This is a genomic window from Virgibacillus sp. MG-45 (assembly GCF_036409425.1).
Classification (GTDB): domain Bacteria; phylum Bacillota; class Bacilli; order Bacillales; family Amphibacillaceae; genus LDC-1.
This window is the reverse complement of the sequence record NZ_JAXOFU010000001.1, coordinates 58,180-73,867: the sequence shown is the minus strand read 5'-3', so window position 1 is coordinate 73,867 and position 15,688 is coordinate 58,180. Positions and strand designations below refer to the sequence as shown.

The following is a 15,688-nucleotide window of genomic DNA, read 5'->3' as shown; positions in this document are numbered from 1 at the left end:
GAGAATCCCTATAATGGGTAGTCATAATCTTCTTCTATCCTTTATAATGGTGGTATCGTATGGACAGCATGGCATATACATAACGGAGGAGAGGTTTGCATGAAAAAAATAATCGTACTTTTATTTGCTTGTGTATGGATGGTGCTTAGTATAGGTTGTTCTAATTCTTCTTTAAAGGAAGAAGGATCGGATACAGAAAAAAATGAGGAAACAAAGCCTCAAACGACTACACCATCAGAGAAAGCGGAGAAACAGGAGGAAGAATCGAATACAGTAGCGAAAGAAGAGGAGCAAACAAAGGAAGAACCAGATGCAAACAAGCCGATGTATCGTATAAATGATAAAACTTGGCATATTCAACCAATTGATCCAGAAGGAAATAAAAAAATAGTATTACTAACGATTGATGATGCTCCTGATGAACATGCATTAGAAATGGCAAAAACGTTGAAAAAGCTAGATGCAAATGCGATTTTCTTTGTAAATGGACATTTTCTCGAAACAAATGAGAAAAAGGAAATTTTAAAAGAAATTCATGATATGGGATTTGTTATTGGAAACCATACATACAGTCATCCGAGTTTGAGCGATATTGATGAACAAACACAAAAAGAAGAAATATTACGTGTGAATGATATGGTGGAAGCAATCACTGGTGAACGTCCTAAGATTTTTCGGGCCCCTTTCGGAGATAATACGTCATATTCAAACGAACTCTTACAGCAAGAAAACATGATAAGAATGAATTGGGTGTATGGCCATGATTGGGAAAAGCAGTATCAATCGAAAGACGCGATTACGGATATTATGCTTCATAATCAGTTTTTAGGAAATGGAGCAAATCTTTTGATGCATGACAGAGAATGGACAGCAGCAGCTTTAGAAGATATTGTAAACGGATTACGAGAGCAAGGCTTTGAAATAGCTAATCCTGCTTTAATTGAAACAAAATAATCATCTAAACTAAACAACACTCTAATGGCTTCTTTATTTAGGCGATTAGAGTGTTTTGTTTATCCCTCATATAAAGTGTAGTAAGCATTCTGTAAGTCTAAGAGTTGTTGTAAAGAAGGAACTCCACCTCCAATCTCATTCTATTTGAGACACATTTTCCAAATGTGTTATACTATTTGTGTTGAAAAATCAATTGTGACATATTATAATATAAATATGATAACCTTTTAAAAAGGAGCTGGATCAAATGGGGACGATCGTCTGTCAAGAATGTCAACAGGTTATTGACCATTATGATGATGAAAAAGTAACAACCCTTTATGGAACCTGCCCAAATTGCAATCAAAAATAGAAGGATAAAGTATGTGTCATATTCCACAGTAGCGTGCTTGTGCTACTGTGTTTTCTTTACTTTTATTTTAAACATGCTAGGATGGAATTGGAAAGCGAGGGGATGATATGAAGTGGCAGACACGCGTAACCAAGCTGTTTGGTATTGAATATCCAATTATTCAAGGTGGCTTAGCACATCTAGCATATGCAGATCTAGCAGCAGCGGTATCAAATGCTGGAGGGCTTGGACAAATTACAGCGATGAGTCTACCTCACCCAGAGCACTTAAGAAAAGAAATTCAAAAGGTGAAACGAATGACCTCTAAACCATTCGGGATAAATTTCGCAATTGGACAACATGGTCGACCGTATGAGGAAATGGTAGAAGTAGCAATAGAGGAACAAGTGCCCGTTGTATCTGTAACAGGCGGAAATCCAAAGCATGTATTAGATAAGCTTGTGGGTCAACCGATGAAGAAATTAGTGCTTGTTGCTTCTAAACGACAAGCGATAAAGGCGGAAGAATTAGGAGCAGATGCAGTAATTGTAGTAGGCCAAGAGGGTGGTGGTCATTTAGGTCGAGCAGATACAGGCACGTTTGTCTTAATTCCTCAAGTAGTAGATGCTGTTTCTATTCCAGTAATCGCCTCAGGTGGAATTATTGATGGACGTGGGTTCGTTGCATCACTCGCACTTGGAGCAGAAGGAATCGAGATGGGAACAAGGTTTATCGCAACAAAAGAATGTGTTGATGCGCACCCAATGTATCAGAATGCGATTTTAGCGGCAGATGAAACGGCAACCGTTGTAATTAAACGGTCACTCGGAATGCCTGCTCGAGCATTAAAGAATCAATGGACAGAAGAAATCTTAAAGCTAGAAAAGGCTGGCAAAGGCTATGAAGATTTAAAAACATACATAAGTGGTGTTGCTAATAAGCGGTTTATACATGACGGTGATGCCGAAAATGGGTTTGGATGGGCAGGTCAAGGTGCTGCCGGAATTACGGATATCCCGACTGTTCACGAATTGGTTTCTAGAATAGTAAACGAGGGTAACAACATCCGTCAAAGCTTGATAAAAAAGGAGAAATAGTATGAGCTATCAATATCCAATTGATATAACGTGGACGAAGGAAGAAATCGTTGCTGTTGTGCAATTTTTTACCTTTATCGAAAAAGCGTATGAAGGTAAAGTAGAACGAGGCGCGTTGCTAGATAATTATAATCGCTTCAAGGAAATTGTTCCTTCTAAAGCGGAAGAAAAGCGTCTTTTTGCTCAGTTTCAAAATGAATCCAATTATTCAAGTTATCACGTAATCAAAAAAGCACGTGAAGAACAAACGAAGATATTTACGATGAAATAAACAAGGTTTTACGATTCGGATTGTGGGATCTGCGTACTAGCCGAATGCGCTTCACTTGCCAGGCAACGCTTTTACTTCCTCAGAAAATGCGGGCTTCCATACTAAAATAAGACTGAATATATTCAGTCTTATTTTTTATGATTGAACCTTGTAAGATTTTATAACGTTTTTCTCGCTTGTAATGCTTTATGGTAAAACGGAATAAGAGGATCAATTGTTTGCTTCGCGTTTTCCATAAATTTTGCCCCATTTGTAACAATGGAATCCTCAGGAGAAAAGTGTTGACCAATGAGAAACTCTGCTTTTTTCACATTGCGAAAATGTTCTAAATGGTCCATTTCCAACTCTTCTAATGGAATTGCCGCTTTTTTCATATGATCCAGGGAAATAACAAAACTAGCAGGTAATGCTTTTAATTCCTCAAAGCTATCCATGAAAGCTTCGGCAATTTCCCGTTTAAAATCAAGTTCATAGATAAGGGCGAGCCAAATGAATACATGATCATCGAATAAGCCAACTTGGAAGTGGGGATGCTTTTTATAACCGCGTTTATTATCAGCGATAGCAAGCCACGTATCGTTCGGTGGATTCACTGTTCTTCTCGCATGCTTGGCAATATGTAAATGCATTTCATTGCCTGTTTGTACAGCTAAATAGTCAACTAATTCATTACCTATTTGCTTGAATTTTGGTTGTATTCTTGTTTGGATTGCTTCCATTCTTCCTTCAAGTCCAGGAATGGAAAAAGTGTTAAAGTCTTCTTTACTAAAACCGCTGAAAGTCATTTCTAGTAATCCTCTCTTGTTTATATTCTATAGAAGTAACCTAAGCTATCATTAATTATAATAATTATTATTAAGGATTTAGTTCGTTCAGTCAAGCCTTACAGCTCATGTTTAATTTTATACCAATTGGGTATTTTTAAAATAATCGTTCTGATTTTAGTGAACGAAATGATGGGAGCATCATATATATAAAGAAAACTAAAAGATATGTTGAAAAGGTTGCATGAATTTTTAAACTGGAGAAATGACTAATAGAAGAAGATGCACTTGTTGAAATTTATTATGGTGAAAGGTGTGATTAGGTTGAAATACGTCATTGAAGCAATGCGAAGAAAAGAAGAACAAGAAAAGCTCCCAGTCCTACGAATGGAAATTGATTATGAACTATTAACCCTTTATGAAGCAATGCAGGATGAGGATAAGGTGAAAATTATTAAGACAAAAGAAAGGTTGCTGCAATTGTCACGGCAATTGCAAAAGATAGAAAATGATGCGCTCTTATAATTTTTAAGAATGATCTCTATTTATTATTATACATAGGGATCATTTTTTGAATTTGTAACACTTCAAAGTTGATAAGGATAATCCATGGATCTATTTAGTAGTTTCGCTTTGTGAATGACTCTTTTCTTTTGTTTTGATAAGCTAAAGGAGAATGAAACGTATTGGGGGCATAATCATGAATAAAGAGACACGTGATCTACTATTTGACCAAGCGAAGCAATGGATACTTGAGGCAGGTGCAACAATACGGAGAAAAATAAATGATCCAATTACAATTCAAACGAAATCGAATGCAAATGATTTAGTGACAACGATGGACAAGGAAACAGAGCAATTCTTTGTTGGAAAAATTAAATCGAAATATCCATCGCATTATTTGTTTAGTGAAGAGGGCTTTGGAGATAAGCTTTCCTCATTAGAAGGAACGGTATGGATCATTGATCCAATTGATGGAACGATGAATTTTGTTCATCAAAAGCGTCATTTTGCTATTTCAGTAGGGATATATCAGGATGGAATAGGGGAAATTGGATTTATTTATGATGTGATGGCAGATATATTATATAGTGCTAAAAAAGGGGAAGGCGCAATGAAAAATGGTGCAAAGCTTCCGCCTTTAAAAACGGATTTGACCTTACAGGAATCCATTGTAGGGATGAATCACTATTGGCTTTGTAAAAATAACCTTGTTAAAGAGACCGCGATGCAAGAGCTTGTGAAACAAGTGAGGGGAACGCGAACATATGGATCAGCTGCACTGGAATTTGCCTATGTTGCAGAAGGGATAATCGATTGTTATTTAGCAATGAAGCTTTCCCCATGGGATATTGCTGCTGGAAAAATAATTGTTCATGAAGTAGGAGGAATAACAACAAATATTAGCGGAAATGAATTCACGATGCTAGATAGTGATGCAGTGCTTACGTGTCATCCAGCAATTCATGAATCGATTCTATCTGAATTCTTAATAAAAGGAAAGAAGTGACAAGCTAGCTGTCACTTCTTTTACGCTTTAAAGTCAAGCCATATCCCATGAAGCCAAATCCTAATAGCAAAAATAGAATAATAAGCCATGTATTACGCATGGCTATCGCTGCTCCACTGCCAATAAACATTAAAATAACTAGAAAAGCTAATAAAAACATCGGAACATTCAATTGCTTCATTTTGTCACCTCTGCTTCTTAATTGCCCTTAAAGGTATATAGGAATGAAGGGGGATCCTATATTCAATCCTATAACTTACTTTAGCTATTATAATGGAAATAGAAATAATGTTCAAAGACAAGGAAGATAAACAGGAGGATGGATTTAATTAAGAAGAGAAACAACTAGCGAGATGTAAAAAGATTTAGTAAGATAGAAAATAGGGTAGAAAATTCATGATCTATATATAAAGAAATATATTAGTGGGGGAAAACAATGGATGTAAACTTTAGTATTATTTTTGATTTTATTTTAAAACAGTATGGTACATCGCATATTTTTGAAATTTTATATGTGTTGAATCTTATTTTTGCTGCAATTGCTTACAAGCTTGGGTTTGCTCGGAAGCTTCCATTAGTTAAAAATATTTTTGTTTATGTAATGCTGGCAATTGGTACTTATATCATGACGATTTTTAGTATATTTAAACTTCCTATTACAGAAAGCTTAATCATTATATCGCTTGTTTTAGCTATATATCGTTTCCGTTTGCATAACCAACGCAAACAAAATCAACAATAATTCAATAGTTGCTTAAACAAGAGCAGTCACCAACGTGTTAAACATTGGTGACTGCTTTATTTTATCAATTGCATATTCTTATTAAATTAATCCATTTATTTCCTTTTCTTCCTGGTAAAGCTTAAAATTTCCACTAGCATGACGTTCCAATGTGCTTACCTTAATTCGATTGTCACATGTTGCGCAGAGATACATGGAAATTTTACGGTTTCGAAGCCGCTTCGCTTGTAATGAATTGTCTTCGATTCCCTCAATTTGATCACATAGTACACATTTTACTTGCATTTTTTCACCTCAAAACTAGTTAGATAACTGCGTTTGTATCTATGATAGCATATTTTTCCCATGCATAGTAAAGTATGTTTTATTGGAAAATAATTAGGGAATAACGTTTTTAACTAATCATAGAGAGGTGTATCACGAATGAAAAAAAGATATATCGGGACTACAGTTGGAATAGTTGGTGCAGCAGCAGGGTATTACTTCTTAAATCGTAGTAAAAAAACATCCGGATTTACGAATACGATTGAGGATGCTGGGGTACCAGATCAAACAAATGACAAGGATATCACCCAATTAGAAAATGCGAAAATGGTTTCAGAGGGATCACAATTCGGTGTTCATTATTATAATGAACTAAAGGAAAAAGAAACAGAACAAGCCAATCCAATTCAATAATTGTGTGTTTTTAAAGGCACCCCATAAGTTAGATGTTTATGCTAACTTATGGGGTGCACTATCAAGCCATCATTTTTTATGAGCTAATCTTTTTTATCCTTTTGTTTATTCGATTGATCATTTTGAATGTCATCTAGCTCTTGTTTTTCTCCTTCGGGAACAAGTTGTTTGTTTTCATCCGGTTCTACTGGCTGCTCTCTCGGAACTGGAAACTCGGGCATATATCTTCCAACGATAGCAGCAACCTCATCTACAATACCTTGAACTGGATGTCCTTGCCTCATTTTATCTGCCATCATGCGAATGCGCTCATTCACATCACCATCTGCGACAACAATCGCTGTTTTTCCATAAGGATCCTCACGTAATGCCTCAGATACGGAGAATTTAATTGTTCCTACTCTAGAGCGATCAAGATCTTTATCAACATCAATTCCAACAACTGCATAAGGACCGGCAATAAGTGCCGTCGCATTATTTACATTCGGTACCTTAGTAGCTACATTAGCTAGGTGGGTTGCAATTTGTTCATTTGATAAATTTTGTTTCTTTGCTTCACTTGAGTTTTCGACTTGTAAAAAACGATCACTATTATTATCTGATGGAAGGGCATCTTGCGTATTCTCACGGTTACAACCTATTGTGAATAGAAGAACAACGGATAGAATAAAGATTAATTTATACATTTTGGCACTCCTCCTAAAATATTCCCACCTTATGTTCCTTATTTTTAGATAGGATATGCCAAAATATGCAGACAAAAATTACCTTCATAAAATAGGTTGAGCATAAACCAAATTCCTGTGCTTTAATCACTAATTATTGAATGACAATCTTTTTTACACCCGTGATTGGATTATTTTTATTTGAACCATCACGATACATTAAATGTACCGGTCCATCTTCTTTTAATGGCTTGCCATTCATTGCGAAAAGCAAGTAGCTTTTTTGCAAATCAGAAATAGAAAGTACTACATCTCCTTGCAGTGTTTCTAAGCGGGCGTTTTTTGCATCCGCTTTTATTTCCGCATGGTTTAAAAAATCAGTTATTGGCATAACATAAGAATGCGTTAATATTTTTTCGCGCTCGAACTTATTGATGCTTTGGTTAACGGGTGGCTTCACTACATCTTGCTGAAGCTCACGATCCCATCTTTTTGCAGCTTTTTCAAGTTCATTTGTTGTATCTGGCGAGCTAGCTTGAGCTAAAAACGCATCTTCTAAAATAATCTTTCGGTCATCAAAAATCCAAACAGTAGGGTCTAATGTAATTGGATAAGTAACCTTACCAGTAATTGGAACAATCATCTTGATCCACCTTTCTATTTATATCTTGTTTAAGAATAGCAGACATGCTCTTTTTTTTCATTCCTTTACTCTATCGATGTGTCATTTTTGTTTGCATTTTTTTGTAGCAACCGCTAATATAATATAAAGGAAGATATTTTCTTTTTATGAATCTGTACTTTATTTTACTTTTTGAGTAATCGCAGGCTTTTTATCGATTGCTAAGTTTTCCTAATGGAGGGGATATATTTGATGCCAGAGGTAACGATCGATCATCGTGAAAAAGCCTATGCCCTTCTTAAGGCTGATGCTGATAAAATTCTACGGCTCATCGAGGTTCAGATTGAAAATTTAACAATGCCACAATGCCCGTTGTATGAAGAAGTACTCGATACACAGATGTTTGGTCTCTCTAGAGAGATTGACTTTGCTGTACGGTTAGAGTTAATCAGCGAAAATGAAGGAAAAGCGCTTCTTGAAAATTTGGAGAGGCAGCTTAATATATTGCATGAAGCAGCGCAGAAATCCATTTAATGCCTTTAGATTTGTGCATCTGGGTTAAGGTAGACATTATAGCAAAACTTTGCCGACATTCACGAGGGCAAGGTTTTTTTGTTTATATAGCTATATTAGGATGAATAAATAAATAAAAATACATTAAAAGTGATATACTATTATCTTGAATGTGTTATACTATTATTAAAATTCATCTTATATTTACCTGACAAATTCATTCTGCTTCTATGTAATAGAAAAAAACATTAAAATAGATGAAAGGAACAGAAACCCTTTCATTAACTTATAGCATGCATGGCAATAAGCTGTATACAGGTAGAATAATTAATATCTGAAGTAGAATAAGAGAGAGCGAGACAATTTATGCTTTGGATTAGTTGGGGAGATCTAAGATGAAGGGAAAATTAAAATATTTTGACTTTACATTGATAATCGCACCATTATTATTAGCTGCATTTGGAATTGTAATGATTTACAGTGCCAGCATGGTATCAGCTATTGTAGAAGGATTTGAAGCAACGCACTATTTATTCAAGCAAATGCAATGGTTTTTCATTGGATTGGGAGGATTTATATTTTGCAGCATATTCCCTTACAAGTATTATCAAAAGCTAATGAAAATAATTGTGCTAGGTATCTTGGCGCTATTAATTAGTGTTTTAATTTTCGGAGAAGTAAGAGGAAATGCAAAATCCTGGTTTGTACTAGGTCCGATTAGCTTGCAACCTTCTGAATTCGCAAAAATAGGGCTTATTATGTATTTAGCATCTGTTTATTCTAAAAAACAAGCCTACATAAATGAATTTAATAAAGGTGTGCTACCTCCACTAATTTTGACGGGTGTAATGCTTGGACTGATTGTCATGCAACCAGATATCGGGACGGCGGCCATTATATTTTTAATTGCTTGTTCCGTTATTTTCAGTTCCGGAATTCGATTGAAGCATTTGTTGTTACTTATTTTAATCGGCGTGATAACATTAATGGTAGCACTGCCAAATATGGTGACTGACGTGCGGGTTTCTAGGTTTACAGGAGCATATCAGCCTTTTAATGCACCTGATGATGCAGGTTATCACTTAATTCAGTCCTATCTTGCGATTGGTGGTAGTGGATTATCAGGAGAAGGATTAGGACAAAGCGTACAAAAGCTTGGCTACTTATTTGGAGCACACACAGATTTTATCATGGCAGTCATTGCAGAAGAACTTGGCTTTCTTGGTGTGATTATCGTCATTGGGTTACTTGCCACAATTGTCTTACGTGGCATCTTCATAGCTAGAAAATGTGAGGATAGCTTTGGTGCTTTATTAGCAATCGGGATATCTTCGATGATAGGAATACAAGCATTTGTGAACTTAGGCTCCATTAGTGGAATTCTGCCAATTACTGGTGTTACATTACCATTTGTTAGTTATGGTGGCTCATCATTGCTTGTGTTAATGGTTTCCATGGGAATCATGAATAACATTGCGATGTCTATCAAAAAAAGAGAGCAAGAACCAAGGCCTTCGCATACAAAGCCAATACCTACACAAAAAGCTTATTTTAAAGGAGGAAAACAATGGTCCAGTTAAAAAAGATTCATAAATTATTAGTTGCAAATCGCGGTGAAATAGCGATTCGAGTATTTCGTGCATGTACAGAATTAAATATTCGTACAGTAGCAATTTATTCAAAAGAGGATTCAGGTTCTTATCATCGCTATAAAGCAGATGAATCCTATTTGATTGGAGAAGGTAAAAAACCGATTGATGCCTACTTAGATATTGAGGGAATTATTCAATTAGCTAAAAATGTAGGGGCGGATGCAATTCATCCTGGCTATGGATTCTTATCGGAAAATATTGCGTTTGCAAAACGATGTGAAGAAGAGGGTATTATTTTTGTTGGCCCAACAAGTGAACACTTGCACATGTTTGGAGATAAAGTAAGAGCACGAGAGCAAGCTGTAAATGCTGGTATTCCGGTAATCCCTGGAAGTGATGGTCCAGTAACAACGGTTGCTGATGTGGAAGCATTTGGCGAAAAGCACGGCTATCCAATTATTATTAAGGCCACATTAGGTGGAGGTGGTCGTGGAATGCGTATTGTGCGGAATGCAAGCAATCTTGCAGAAGCTTTTGACCGTGCAAAATCCGAAGCTAAAGCAGCGTTTGGCAATGATGAAGTTTACGTAGAGAAATTAATCGAAAATCCAAAACATATTGAAGTGCAAATTGTTGGGGACAAGGATGGCAATATCGTTCATTTATATGAGAGAGACTGTTCAGTACAACGTCGTCATCAAAAATTAGTTGAGATTGCGCCAAGTGTATCCTTAACTTTAGAGATGCGTGAAGCAATATGTGATGCAGCTGTAAAGCTTATGAAAAACGTGAACTATATAAATGCAGGTACAGTAGAGTTTCTTGTTACGAATGAAGGATTTTATTTTATTGAAGTAAATCCGCGTGTGCAAGTAGAGCATACGATTACAGAGATGATTACGGGTGTAGATATTGTTCAAACACAAATAAAGGTTGCAGAAGGGCATGAGTTGCATGATGCATCCATAGGTATTCCAGAGCAAGCCGATATTCAAATTAATGGATATGCCATTCAATCAAGGGTTACAACAGAGGATCCATTAAACAACTTTATGCCAGACACAGGAAAAATCAATGTATATCGAACTGGTGGTGGGTTTGGCGTAAGATTAGATGCTGGTAATGGCTTCCAAGGTGCTGAAATTTCACCACATTATGATTCTTTACTTGTCAAAGTATCTACATGGGCGTTAACCTTTGAACAGGCAGCACAGAAAATGGTCCGTAACCTAAAGGAATTCCGTATTCGTGGCATTAAAACAAATATCCCATTTTTAGAAAATGTGATGCTTCATTCTAAATTTATGTCAGGCGAATATGACACGACATTTGTTGATCAAACACCAGAATTGTTTGTGTTTCCAAAGCGTAAGGATCGTGGAACAAAAATGCTTACGTATATTGGTCATACGACAGTTAATGGATTTGAAGGCATGACGAAAAGAAAGAAGCCAGAGTTTGAAAAGCCGGTTGTTCCTACATTTAATCCATTAGAAGCATTTCCGAATGGTACAAAGCAATTGCTGGATGAACAAGGTCCTGAAGCTGTATCAAAGTGGATGCTTGAACAAAAGGAAGTACTGTTAACAGATACAACGTTTCGAGATGCACATCAATCCTTATTAGCAACGAGAATTCGAACGAAGGATTTAGATCGAATTGCTGAGCCGACAGCACGTTTGTTACCAGATCTATTTTCTGTAGAGATGTGGGGGGGAGCAACATTTGATGTTTCCTATCGCTTCTTGAAAGAGGATCCGTGGGAAAGATTACTTAAACTGCGCGAGAAAATGCCAAATGTATTATTTCAAATGCTTCTTCGTGCAAGTAATGCAGTAGGCTATAAAAATTATCCTGATAATTTAATAGATGAATTTGTAGAAAAAAGTGCAAATGCAGGAATTGATGTCTTTCGAATTTTTGATAGCTTGAACTGGGTAGAAGGAATGTTTCCAGCGATTAAAGCAGTAAGAAAGAACAACAAAATCGCTGAAGCTGCTATTTGCTATACAGGAGATATATTAGACGCTGGTCGAACAAAATACGACCTGGAATATTATAAGAATATCGCGAAAGAGCTTGAACAAGCTGGCGCTCATATTCTTGGAATTAAAGATATGGCAGGGTTATTAAAGCCTGAAGCGGCTTATCAATTGGTGAAAGCATTAAAAGAGACGGTAGACTTACCAATTCATTTACACACGCATGATACAAGCGGAAATGGCGTTTATACGTATGCACGTGCAATTGAAGCTGGTGTAGATGCGGTTGATGTAGCGTGCGATAGTATGGCAGGGTTAACTTCTCAGCCAAGTGCGCAATCTCTATACCATGCGTTAGAAGGAACAAAACGCCAACCACATGTTAACATACGATCCTATGAGAAACTTTCACAATACTGGGATAATGTTCGTGCTTATTATCAGGAATTCGAAAGTGGTATGAATTCACCACATACGGAAGTGTATTTCCATGAAATGCCTGGGGGACAGTATAGTAATTTACAGCAACAAGCAAAAGCGGTAGGCCTTGGTGAACGATGGAATGAGGTAAAACAAATGTTTCGTCGTGTAAACGATATGTTTGGGGATATTGTTAAGGTAACGCCGTCTTCAAAGGTTGTTGGCGATCTTGCTTTGTTCATGGTACAAAACAATTTAACAGAGGACGATATATATGAAAAAGGAGAGTCAATTGATTTTCCAGATTCAGTTATTGAGTTTGCCCAAGGGTATATTGGTCAGCCTTATCAAGGCTTCCCACAAGAGTTACAAAGAATTATCTTAAAAGGGAAGAAACCAATTACAGTTCGTCCAGGTGCACTTATGGATCCGATTAACTTTAGTCAGTTAAATGAAGAACTGTTTAAATCCCTTGATAGACATGTAACAAGCTTTGATATTATTGCCTATGCATTATATCCAAAAGTATTTATGGATTACCACAAGTTTTATGAAACATATGGCAATGTCTCTGTCCTGGATACACCTACCTTTTTCTACGGTATGAAGCTAGGTGAGGAAATTGAAGTTGAAATTGAGCCAGGAAAAATTTTAATTGTGAAGCTTATTTCTATCTCTGAGCCTCGTTCAGATGGTACACGTGTTATTTATTTTGAAATGAACGGGCAGCCGCGAGAGGTTGTTGTAAGAGATGAAAGCATTAAAGCCGAAACTGCGGCGAAACCAAAGGCAGATGCAACAAATGAAAAACAAATTGGTGCTACAATGCCTGGAACGGTCATTAAAGTGCTTTGCGAAAAAGGAGAGCATGTTCAAAAAGGTGATTACTTGTTAATTACAGAAGCGATGAAAATGGAAACGACGGTACAAGCACCATTTGCAGGTGTTATTAAAAATATTCATTGTTCAGATGGAGATGCAATTACAGTAAATGATTTACTAATTGAATTTGAATAAAGCATCAAATAATAAGAAAGCAGTGGGATGAGTTCAATTCATCCCACTGCTTTTTATGAACTTGATTTATTTTAGTGCTTCGTTTTTAGTATTTCGTAAATTGTTTTGTTTTTCTGCTGCTGCACTCCGTGAAGCAAGTAAAATAAAGTAGCATAAGACGGCAAAAAAACAAGATATAATCAGTGCGTGCAGTAAGGCTATACCAAGATTTAATAGCGTAAAGATGATAAGAGCCCCAAAAAGCACTTGAAGCGATATAAAGATTATTTGTGTAAGTGAGCCCCAAAAAATCACCTTACTTCCTTTGTAATTCCGAATTAATCGTGCAAAGAAAATGATTGTCCATATAAAAAGAATACCAGCAGCAAACCGATGCCCCATTTGAATCCATTGATCAAAACGATAGTCCATTATAGCAAATGGTGCATCATTAAAGCAGAACGGCCAATCCTTACAAACAAGATTTGCATCTGTATGACGCACAAGTGCACCAGTATATACGACAACTAGCGTATAAACAGCTAATAAATATATTTCTATTCGATGCTTTTTTTCTAGTAGTAATGTGTTCGTATCAAACTTTTGATCGATTTCAAAAATGAGCAATGTGAGTAAAAATACAGCAGCAAACGAAATGAGCGATATTCCGAAATGCATGGCTAGGACAAAGTCTGACTGCCCCCACATAACTGCAGCTGCACCGATTAACCCTTGTAATACAAGAAAAAACAAAGAGAGGAAGGATAAGAATTTTACCTCTCGAATATGTCCAATAAACACCCATGACAAAATAGAAAGTCCTAGAACAACAACACCAATAATCCCAGAAACAAGTCGATGGCTTAATTCGATAATCAACTCTGGCGTAATTTCAGAAGGGATAAGTTGTCCGTGACATAGCGGCCAGCTTGAACCACAACCTGCCCCTGATTCTGTTTTTGTAACGAGCGCTCCACCCATTAATATGAATATCATCCCAATTGTTGCAACAACAGACAGTGATTTTAGTGTTTTTATCATATGTTTTCCCCACTTTATGTAACTTCCAATATTTGATGTAAATAAATACCCCGATGTCCATCATAATATCATATAAATGGATAAAGCAAACAAATTAAGAATGGAAAGGATATTTGTCACAGAATTGTAACGAATTATCGTTTTCACTATGAAAATATAAAAAACGCTTGCAAAGTTTAGCATTGTTTGCTAGAAATAAGTGTAGGGATATTTGATAAGCTTTACATAATTATGCCCGTTTTTCTTGGGTTCGTGCATATTTTCGTTTAATGATAGAGGCTTTTACGCCTTTTCTTTGTTTGTGTTCACATTTCACAAAATTGTCACATTTAAAATTGTACTGGCCAACCAACTATTGGTAAAATGGACAACGTATTGGTCGATGGTAAAAAATTCAATTCATGATACAATGATTGTAAAAGTAGTGAAGAAATTAAGAATATGATAATTTATTTCCACTATATTTTTAGTTGAATATGTTCATTTATCTTGGAACAAAGGGGGGATTAGCATGAACAAGATGGAAACAACTGCGTCGACACAAATTATGAGTAACCCAGCTGTTCCCGCAAAAAAGAGTACACTCTTTATGAAGGATTTTAAAGCACTTATTAAAATAGGCATTGTCAACTCAAATTTAATCACGACGTTTGTCGGATTTTGGCTTGCGCTTTATTTTACGAATGCTTCCATATTGGATAATTGGCAGTTATTTTTGCTTACCATGTTCGGAAGCGGATTTGTAATTGCTGGAGGTGCAATATTAAATAATTGGTTTGATGTTGATATTGATCCCGTTATGTCAAGAACAAAATCACGTCCTACTGTAACGGGGAATATCTCTATGCAGACAACACTTGTACTAGGAATAGCCGCATCGACTTTTGGACATCTAATATTATTATTTACTACAGTTGAAGCGACGTTGTTTGCATTTTTTGGATGGTTTACATATGTTGTGCTTTATACAATGTGGTCAAAAAGACGATATACACTTAATACAGCAGTAGGAAGTTTTTCTGGAGCCATTCCACCTTTAATTGGTTGGGCTGCGGTCAGTCCAGAAATACACATTGTACCAATGGTATTATTTTTAATTATGTTTATTTGGCAAACACCACATTTTCTTGCTTTGGCAATGAAAAAGTGCGATGACTATAAAGCAGCTGGCATACCAATGCTGCCTGCAGTGTATGGATTTGAAATAACGAAACGACAAATTGTTGTTTATATTACTTGCCTATTACCATTACCATTCTTTTTAGCTTCATTAGGAACAACATTTTTAATCATTGCAACCATCCTTAATATTGGATGGCTAGCATTAGGTATTGCTGGCTTCTTTGTGAAAAATGATTTGAAATGGGCAAATCTTATTTTTATCTATTCGTTAAACTATTTAACTATATTATTTTTATTAATGGCAGTAGTAACGATTAATTATCCTATTTAATATGGTTATCCTTTATGCAACATTTATATATAAGGAAGACACAAAGAGAAAGAGAGG

Annotated in this window: 18 protein-coding genes; 12 read left to right on the top strand and 6 right to left on the bottom strand. The window is 36.1% G+C overall.

Annotation, left to right across the window (positions count from 1 at the left end; translation table 11 throughout):
- Positions 1-99 precede the first annotated feature (99 nt).
- The 4 genes from SPK86_RS00395 (at position 100) to SPK86_RS00380 (ending at position 2,653) form a co-directional block, all read left to right on the top strand.
- Positions 100-954, top strand: coding sequence for a polysaccharide deacetylase family protein (locus SPK86_RS00395; RefSeq protein WP_284140950.1), 855 nt, complete (start codon positions 100-102; stop codon positions 952-954).
- A gap of 247 nt (positions 955-1,201) precedes the next feature.
- On the top strand, positions 1,202-1,306 hold the full coding sequence (locus SPK86_RS00390; RefSeq protein WP_284140949.1) for a GapA-binding peptide SR1P: 105 nt from the start codon (positions 1,202-1,204) through the stop codon (positions 1,304-1,306).
- A 107-nt stretch (positions 1,307-1,413) separates the two neighbouring features.
- The gene (locus tag SPK86_RS00385; RefSeq protein ID WP_284140948.1) at positions 1,414-2,382 is read left to right on the top strand and encodes an NAD(P)H-dependent flavin oxidoreductase; all 969 of its coding nucleotides are present in this window, start codon (positions 1,414-1,416) and stop codon (positions 2,380-2,382) included.
- Between the two features lies 1 nt (position 2,383).
- Positions 2,384-2,653, top strand: coding sequence for a UPF0223 family protein (locus SPK86_RS00380; RefSeq protein ID WP_284140947.1), 270 nt, complete (start codon positions 2,384-2,386; stop codon positions 2,651-2,653).
- A 158-nt stretch (positions 2,654-2,811) separates the two neighbouring features.
- Here SPK86_RS00380 and SPK86_RS00375 read toward each other — a convergent pair whose 3' ends face one another.
- Entirely contained in the window at positions 2,812-3,438 is a 627-nt protein-coding gene (locus tag SPK86_RS00375) for a YktB family protein (protein ID WP_330948442.1), read from the bottom strand.
- Positions 3,439-3,732: 294 nt separating this feature from the next.
- Between SPK86_RS00375 and SPK86_RS00370 the strand changes: the two genes are divergently transcribed.
- Both SPK86_RS00370 and SPK86_RS00365 read left to right on the top strand, forming a co-directional pair.
- On the top strand, positions 3,733-3,942 hold the full coding sequence (locus tag SPK86_RS00370; protein ID WP_330948582.1) for a hypothetical protein: 210 nt from the start codon (positions 3,733-3,735) through the stop codon (positions 3,940-3,942).
- Between the two features lie 175 nt (positions 3,943-4,117).
- Positions 4,118-4,927 carry an inositol monophosphatase family protein gene (locus SPK86_RS00365; protein ID WP_284140944.1) on the top strand — a complete coding sequence of 270 codons (810 nt, stop codon included), beginning with the start codon at positions 4,118-4,120 and terminating at the stop codon, positions 4,925-4,927.
- Between the two features lie 4 nt (positions 4,928-4,931).
- Here the strand turns inward: SPK86_RS00365 and SPK86_RS00360 are convergent, their stop codons facing one another.
- A complete protein-coding gene (locus SPK86_RS00360; protein WP_284140943.1) occupies positions 4,932-5,108 on the bottom strand; it encodes a DUF5325 family protein in 177 nt (58 codons plus the stop codon).
- A gap of 255 nt (positions 5,109-5,363) precedes the next feature.
- On the opposite strand from SPK86_RS00360, the gene SPK86_RS00355 reads away from it, so the two are divergent.
- Positions 5,364-5,669, top strand: coding sequence for a YlaH-like family protein (locus SPK86_RS00355; RefSeq protein ID WP_284140942.1), 306 nt, complete (start codon positions 5,364-5,366; stop codon positions 5,667-5,669).
- An 81-nt stretch (positions 5,670-5,750) separates the two neighbouring features.
- Here SPK86_RS00355 and SPK86_RS00350 read toward each other — a convergent pair whose 3' ends face one another.
- Positions 5,751-5,954: a YlaI family protein gene (locus SPK86_RS00350; protein WP_284140941.1), complete on the bottom strand. Its 204-nt coding sequence runs from the start codon at positions 5,952-5,954 to the stop codon at positions 5,751-5,753.
- Positions 5,955-6,092: 138 nt separating this feature from the next.
- Here SPK86_RS00350 and SPK86_RS00345 point away from each other — a divergent pair, with 138 nt between their 5' ends.
- Complete coding sequence (locus SPK86_RS00345) at positions 6,093-6,347, top strand: hypothetical protein (protein WP_284140940.1); 255 nt, start codon at positions 6,093-6,095, stop codon at positions 6,345-6,347.
- Positions 6,348-6,430: 83 nt separating this feature from the next.
- Here the strand turns inward: SPK86_RS00345 and SPK86_RS00340 are convergent, their stop codons facing one another.
- Positions 6,431-7,033 carry a YhcN/YlaJ family sporulation lipoprotein gene (locus SPK86_RS00340; protein WP_284140939.1) on the bottom strand — a complete coding sequence of 201 codons (603 nt, stop codon included), beginning with the start codon at positions 7,031-7,033 and terminating at the stop codon, positions 6,431-6,433.
- Positions 7,034-7,166: 133 nt separating this feature from the next.
- Positions 7,167-7,655, bottom strand: a complete 489-nt coding sequence (locus SPK86_RS00335) for a hypothetical protein (protein WP_330948441.1) — start codon at positions 7,653-7,655, stop codon at positions 7,167-7,169.
- Positions 7,656-7,886: 231 nt separating this feature from the next.
- Here SPK86_RS00335 and SPK86_RS00330 point away from each other — a divergent pair, with 231 nt between their 5' ends.
- The 3 genes from SPK86_RS00330 (at position 7,887) to pyc (ending at position 13,158) form a co-directional block, all read left to right on the top strand.
- A complete protein-coding gene (locus SPK86_RS00330; protein WP_284140937.1) occupies positions 7,887-8,168 on the top strand; it encodes a YlaN family protein in 282 nt (93 codons plus the stop codon).
- Positions 8,169-8,542: 374 nt separating this feature from the next.
- On the top strand, positions 8,543-9,727 hold the full coding sequence (locus tag SPK86_RS00325) for an FtsW/RodA/SpoVE family cell cycle protein (RefSeq protein WP_284140936.1): 1,185 nt from the start codon (positions 8,543-8,545) through the stop codon (positions 9,725-9,727).
- A complete protein-coding gene (pyc, locus tag SPK86_RS00320) occupies positions 9,715-13,158 on the top strand; it encodes a pyruvate carboxylase (protein WP_330948440.1) in 3,444 nt (1,147 codons plus the stop codon). The genes SPK86_RS00325 and pyc overlap by 13 nt, the downstream gene beginning before the upstream one ends.
- Positions 13,159-13,224: 66 nt before the next feature.
- Here the strand turns inward: pyc and SPK86_RS00315 are convergent, their stop codons facing one another.
- Positions 13,225-14,178 (bottom strand): COX15/CtaA family protein, encoded by a 954-nt coding sequence (locus tag SPK86_RS00315; RefSeq protein ID WP_284140934.1) that lies wholly within the window; start codon positions 14,176-14,178, stop codon positions 13,225-13,227.
- Positions 14,179-14,689: 511 nt separating this feature from the next.
- Between SPK86_RS00315 and cyoE the strand changes: the two genes are divergently transcribed.
- The gene (gene cyoE / locus SPK86_RS00310) at positions 14,690-15,631 is read left to right on the top strand and encodes a heme o synthase (protein WP_284140933.1); all 942 of its coding nucleotides are present in this window, start codon (positions 14,690-14,692) and stop codon (positions 15,629-15,631) included.
- The last annotated feature ends 57 nt before the right edge of the window (positions 15,632-15,688 follow it).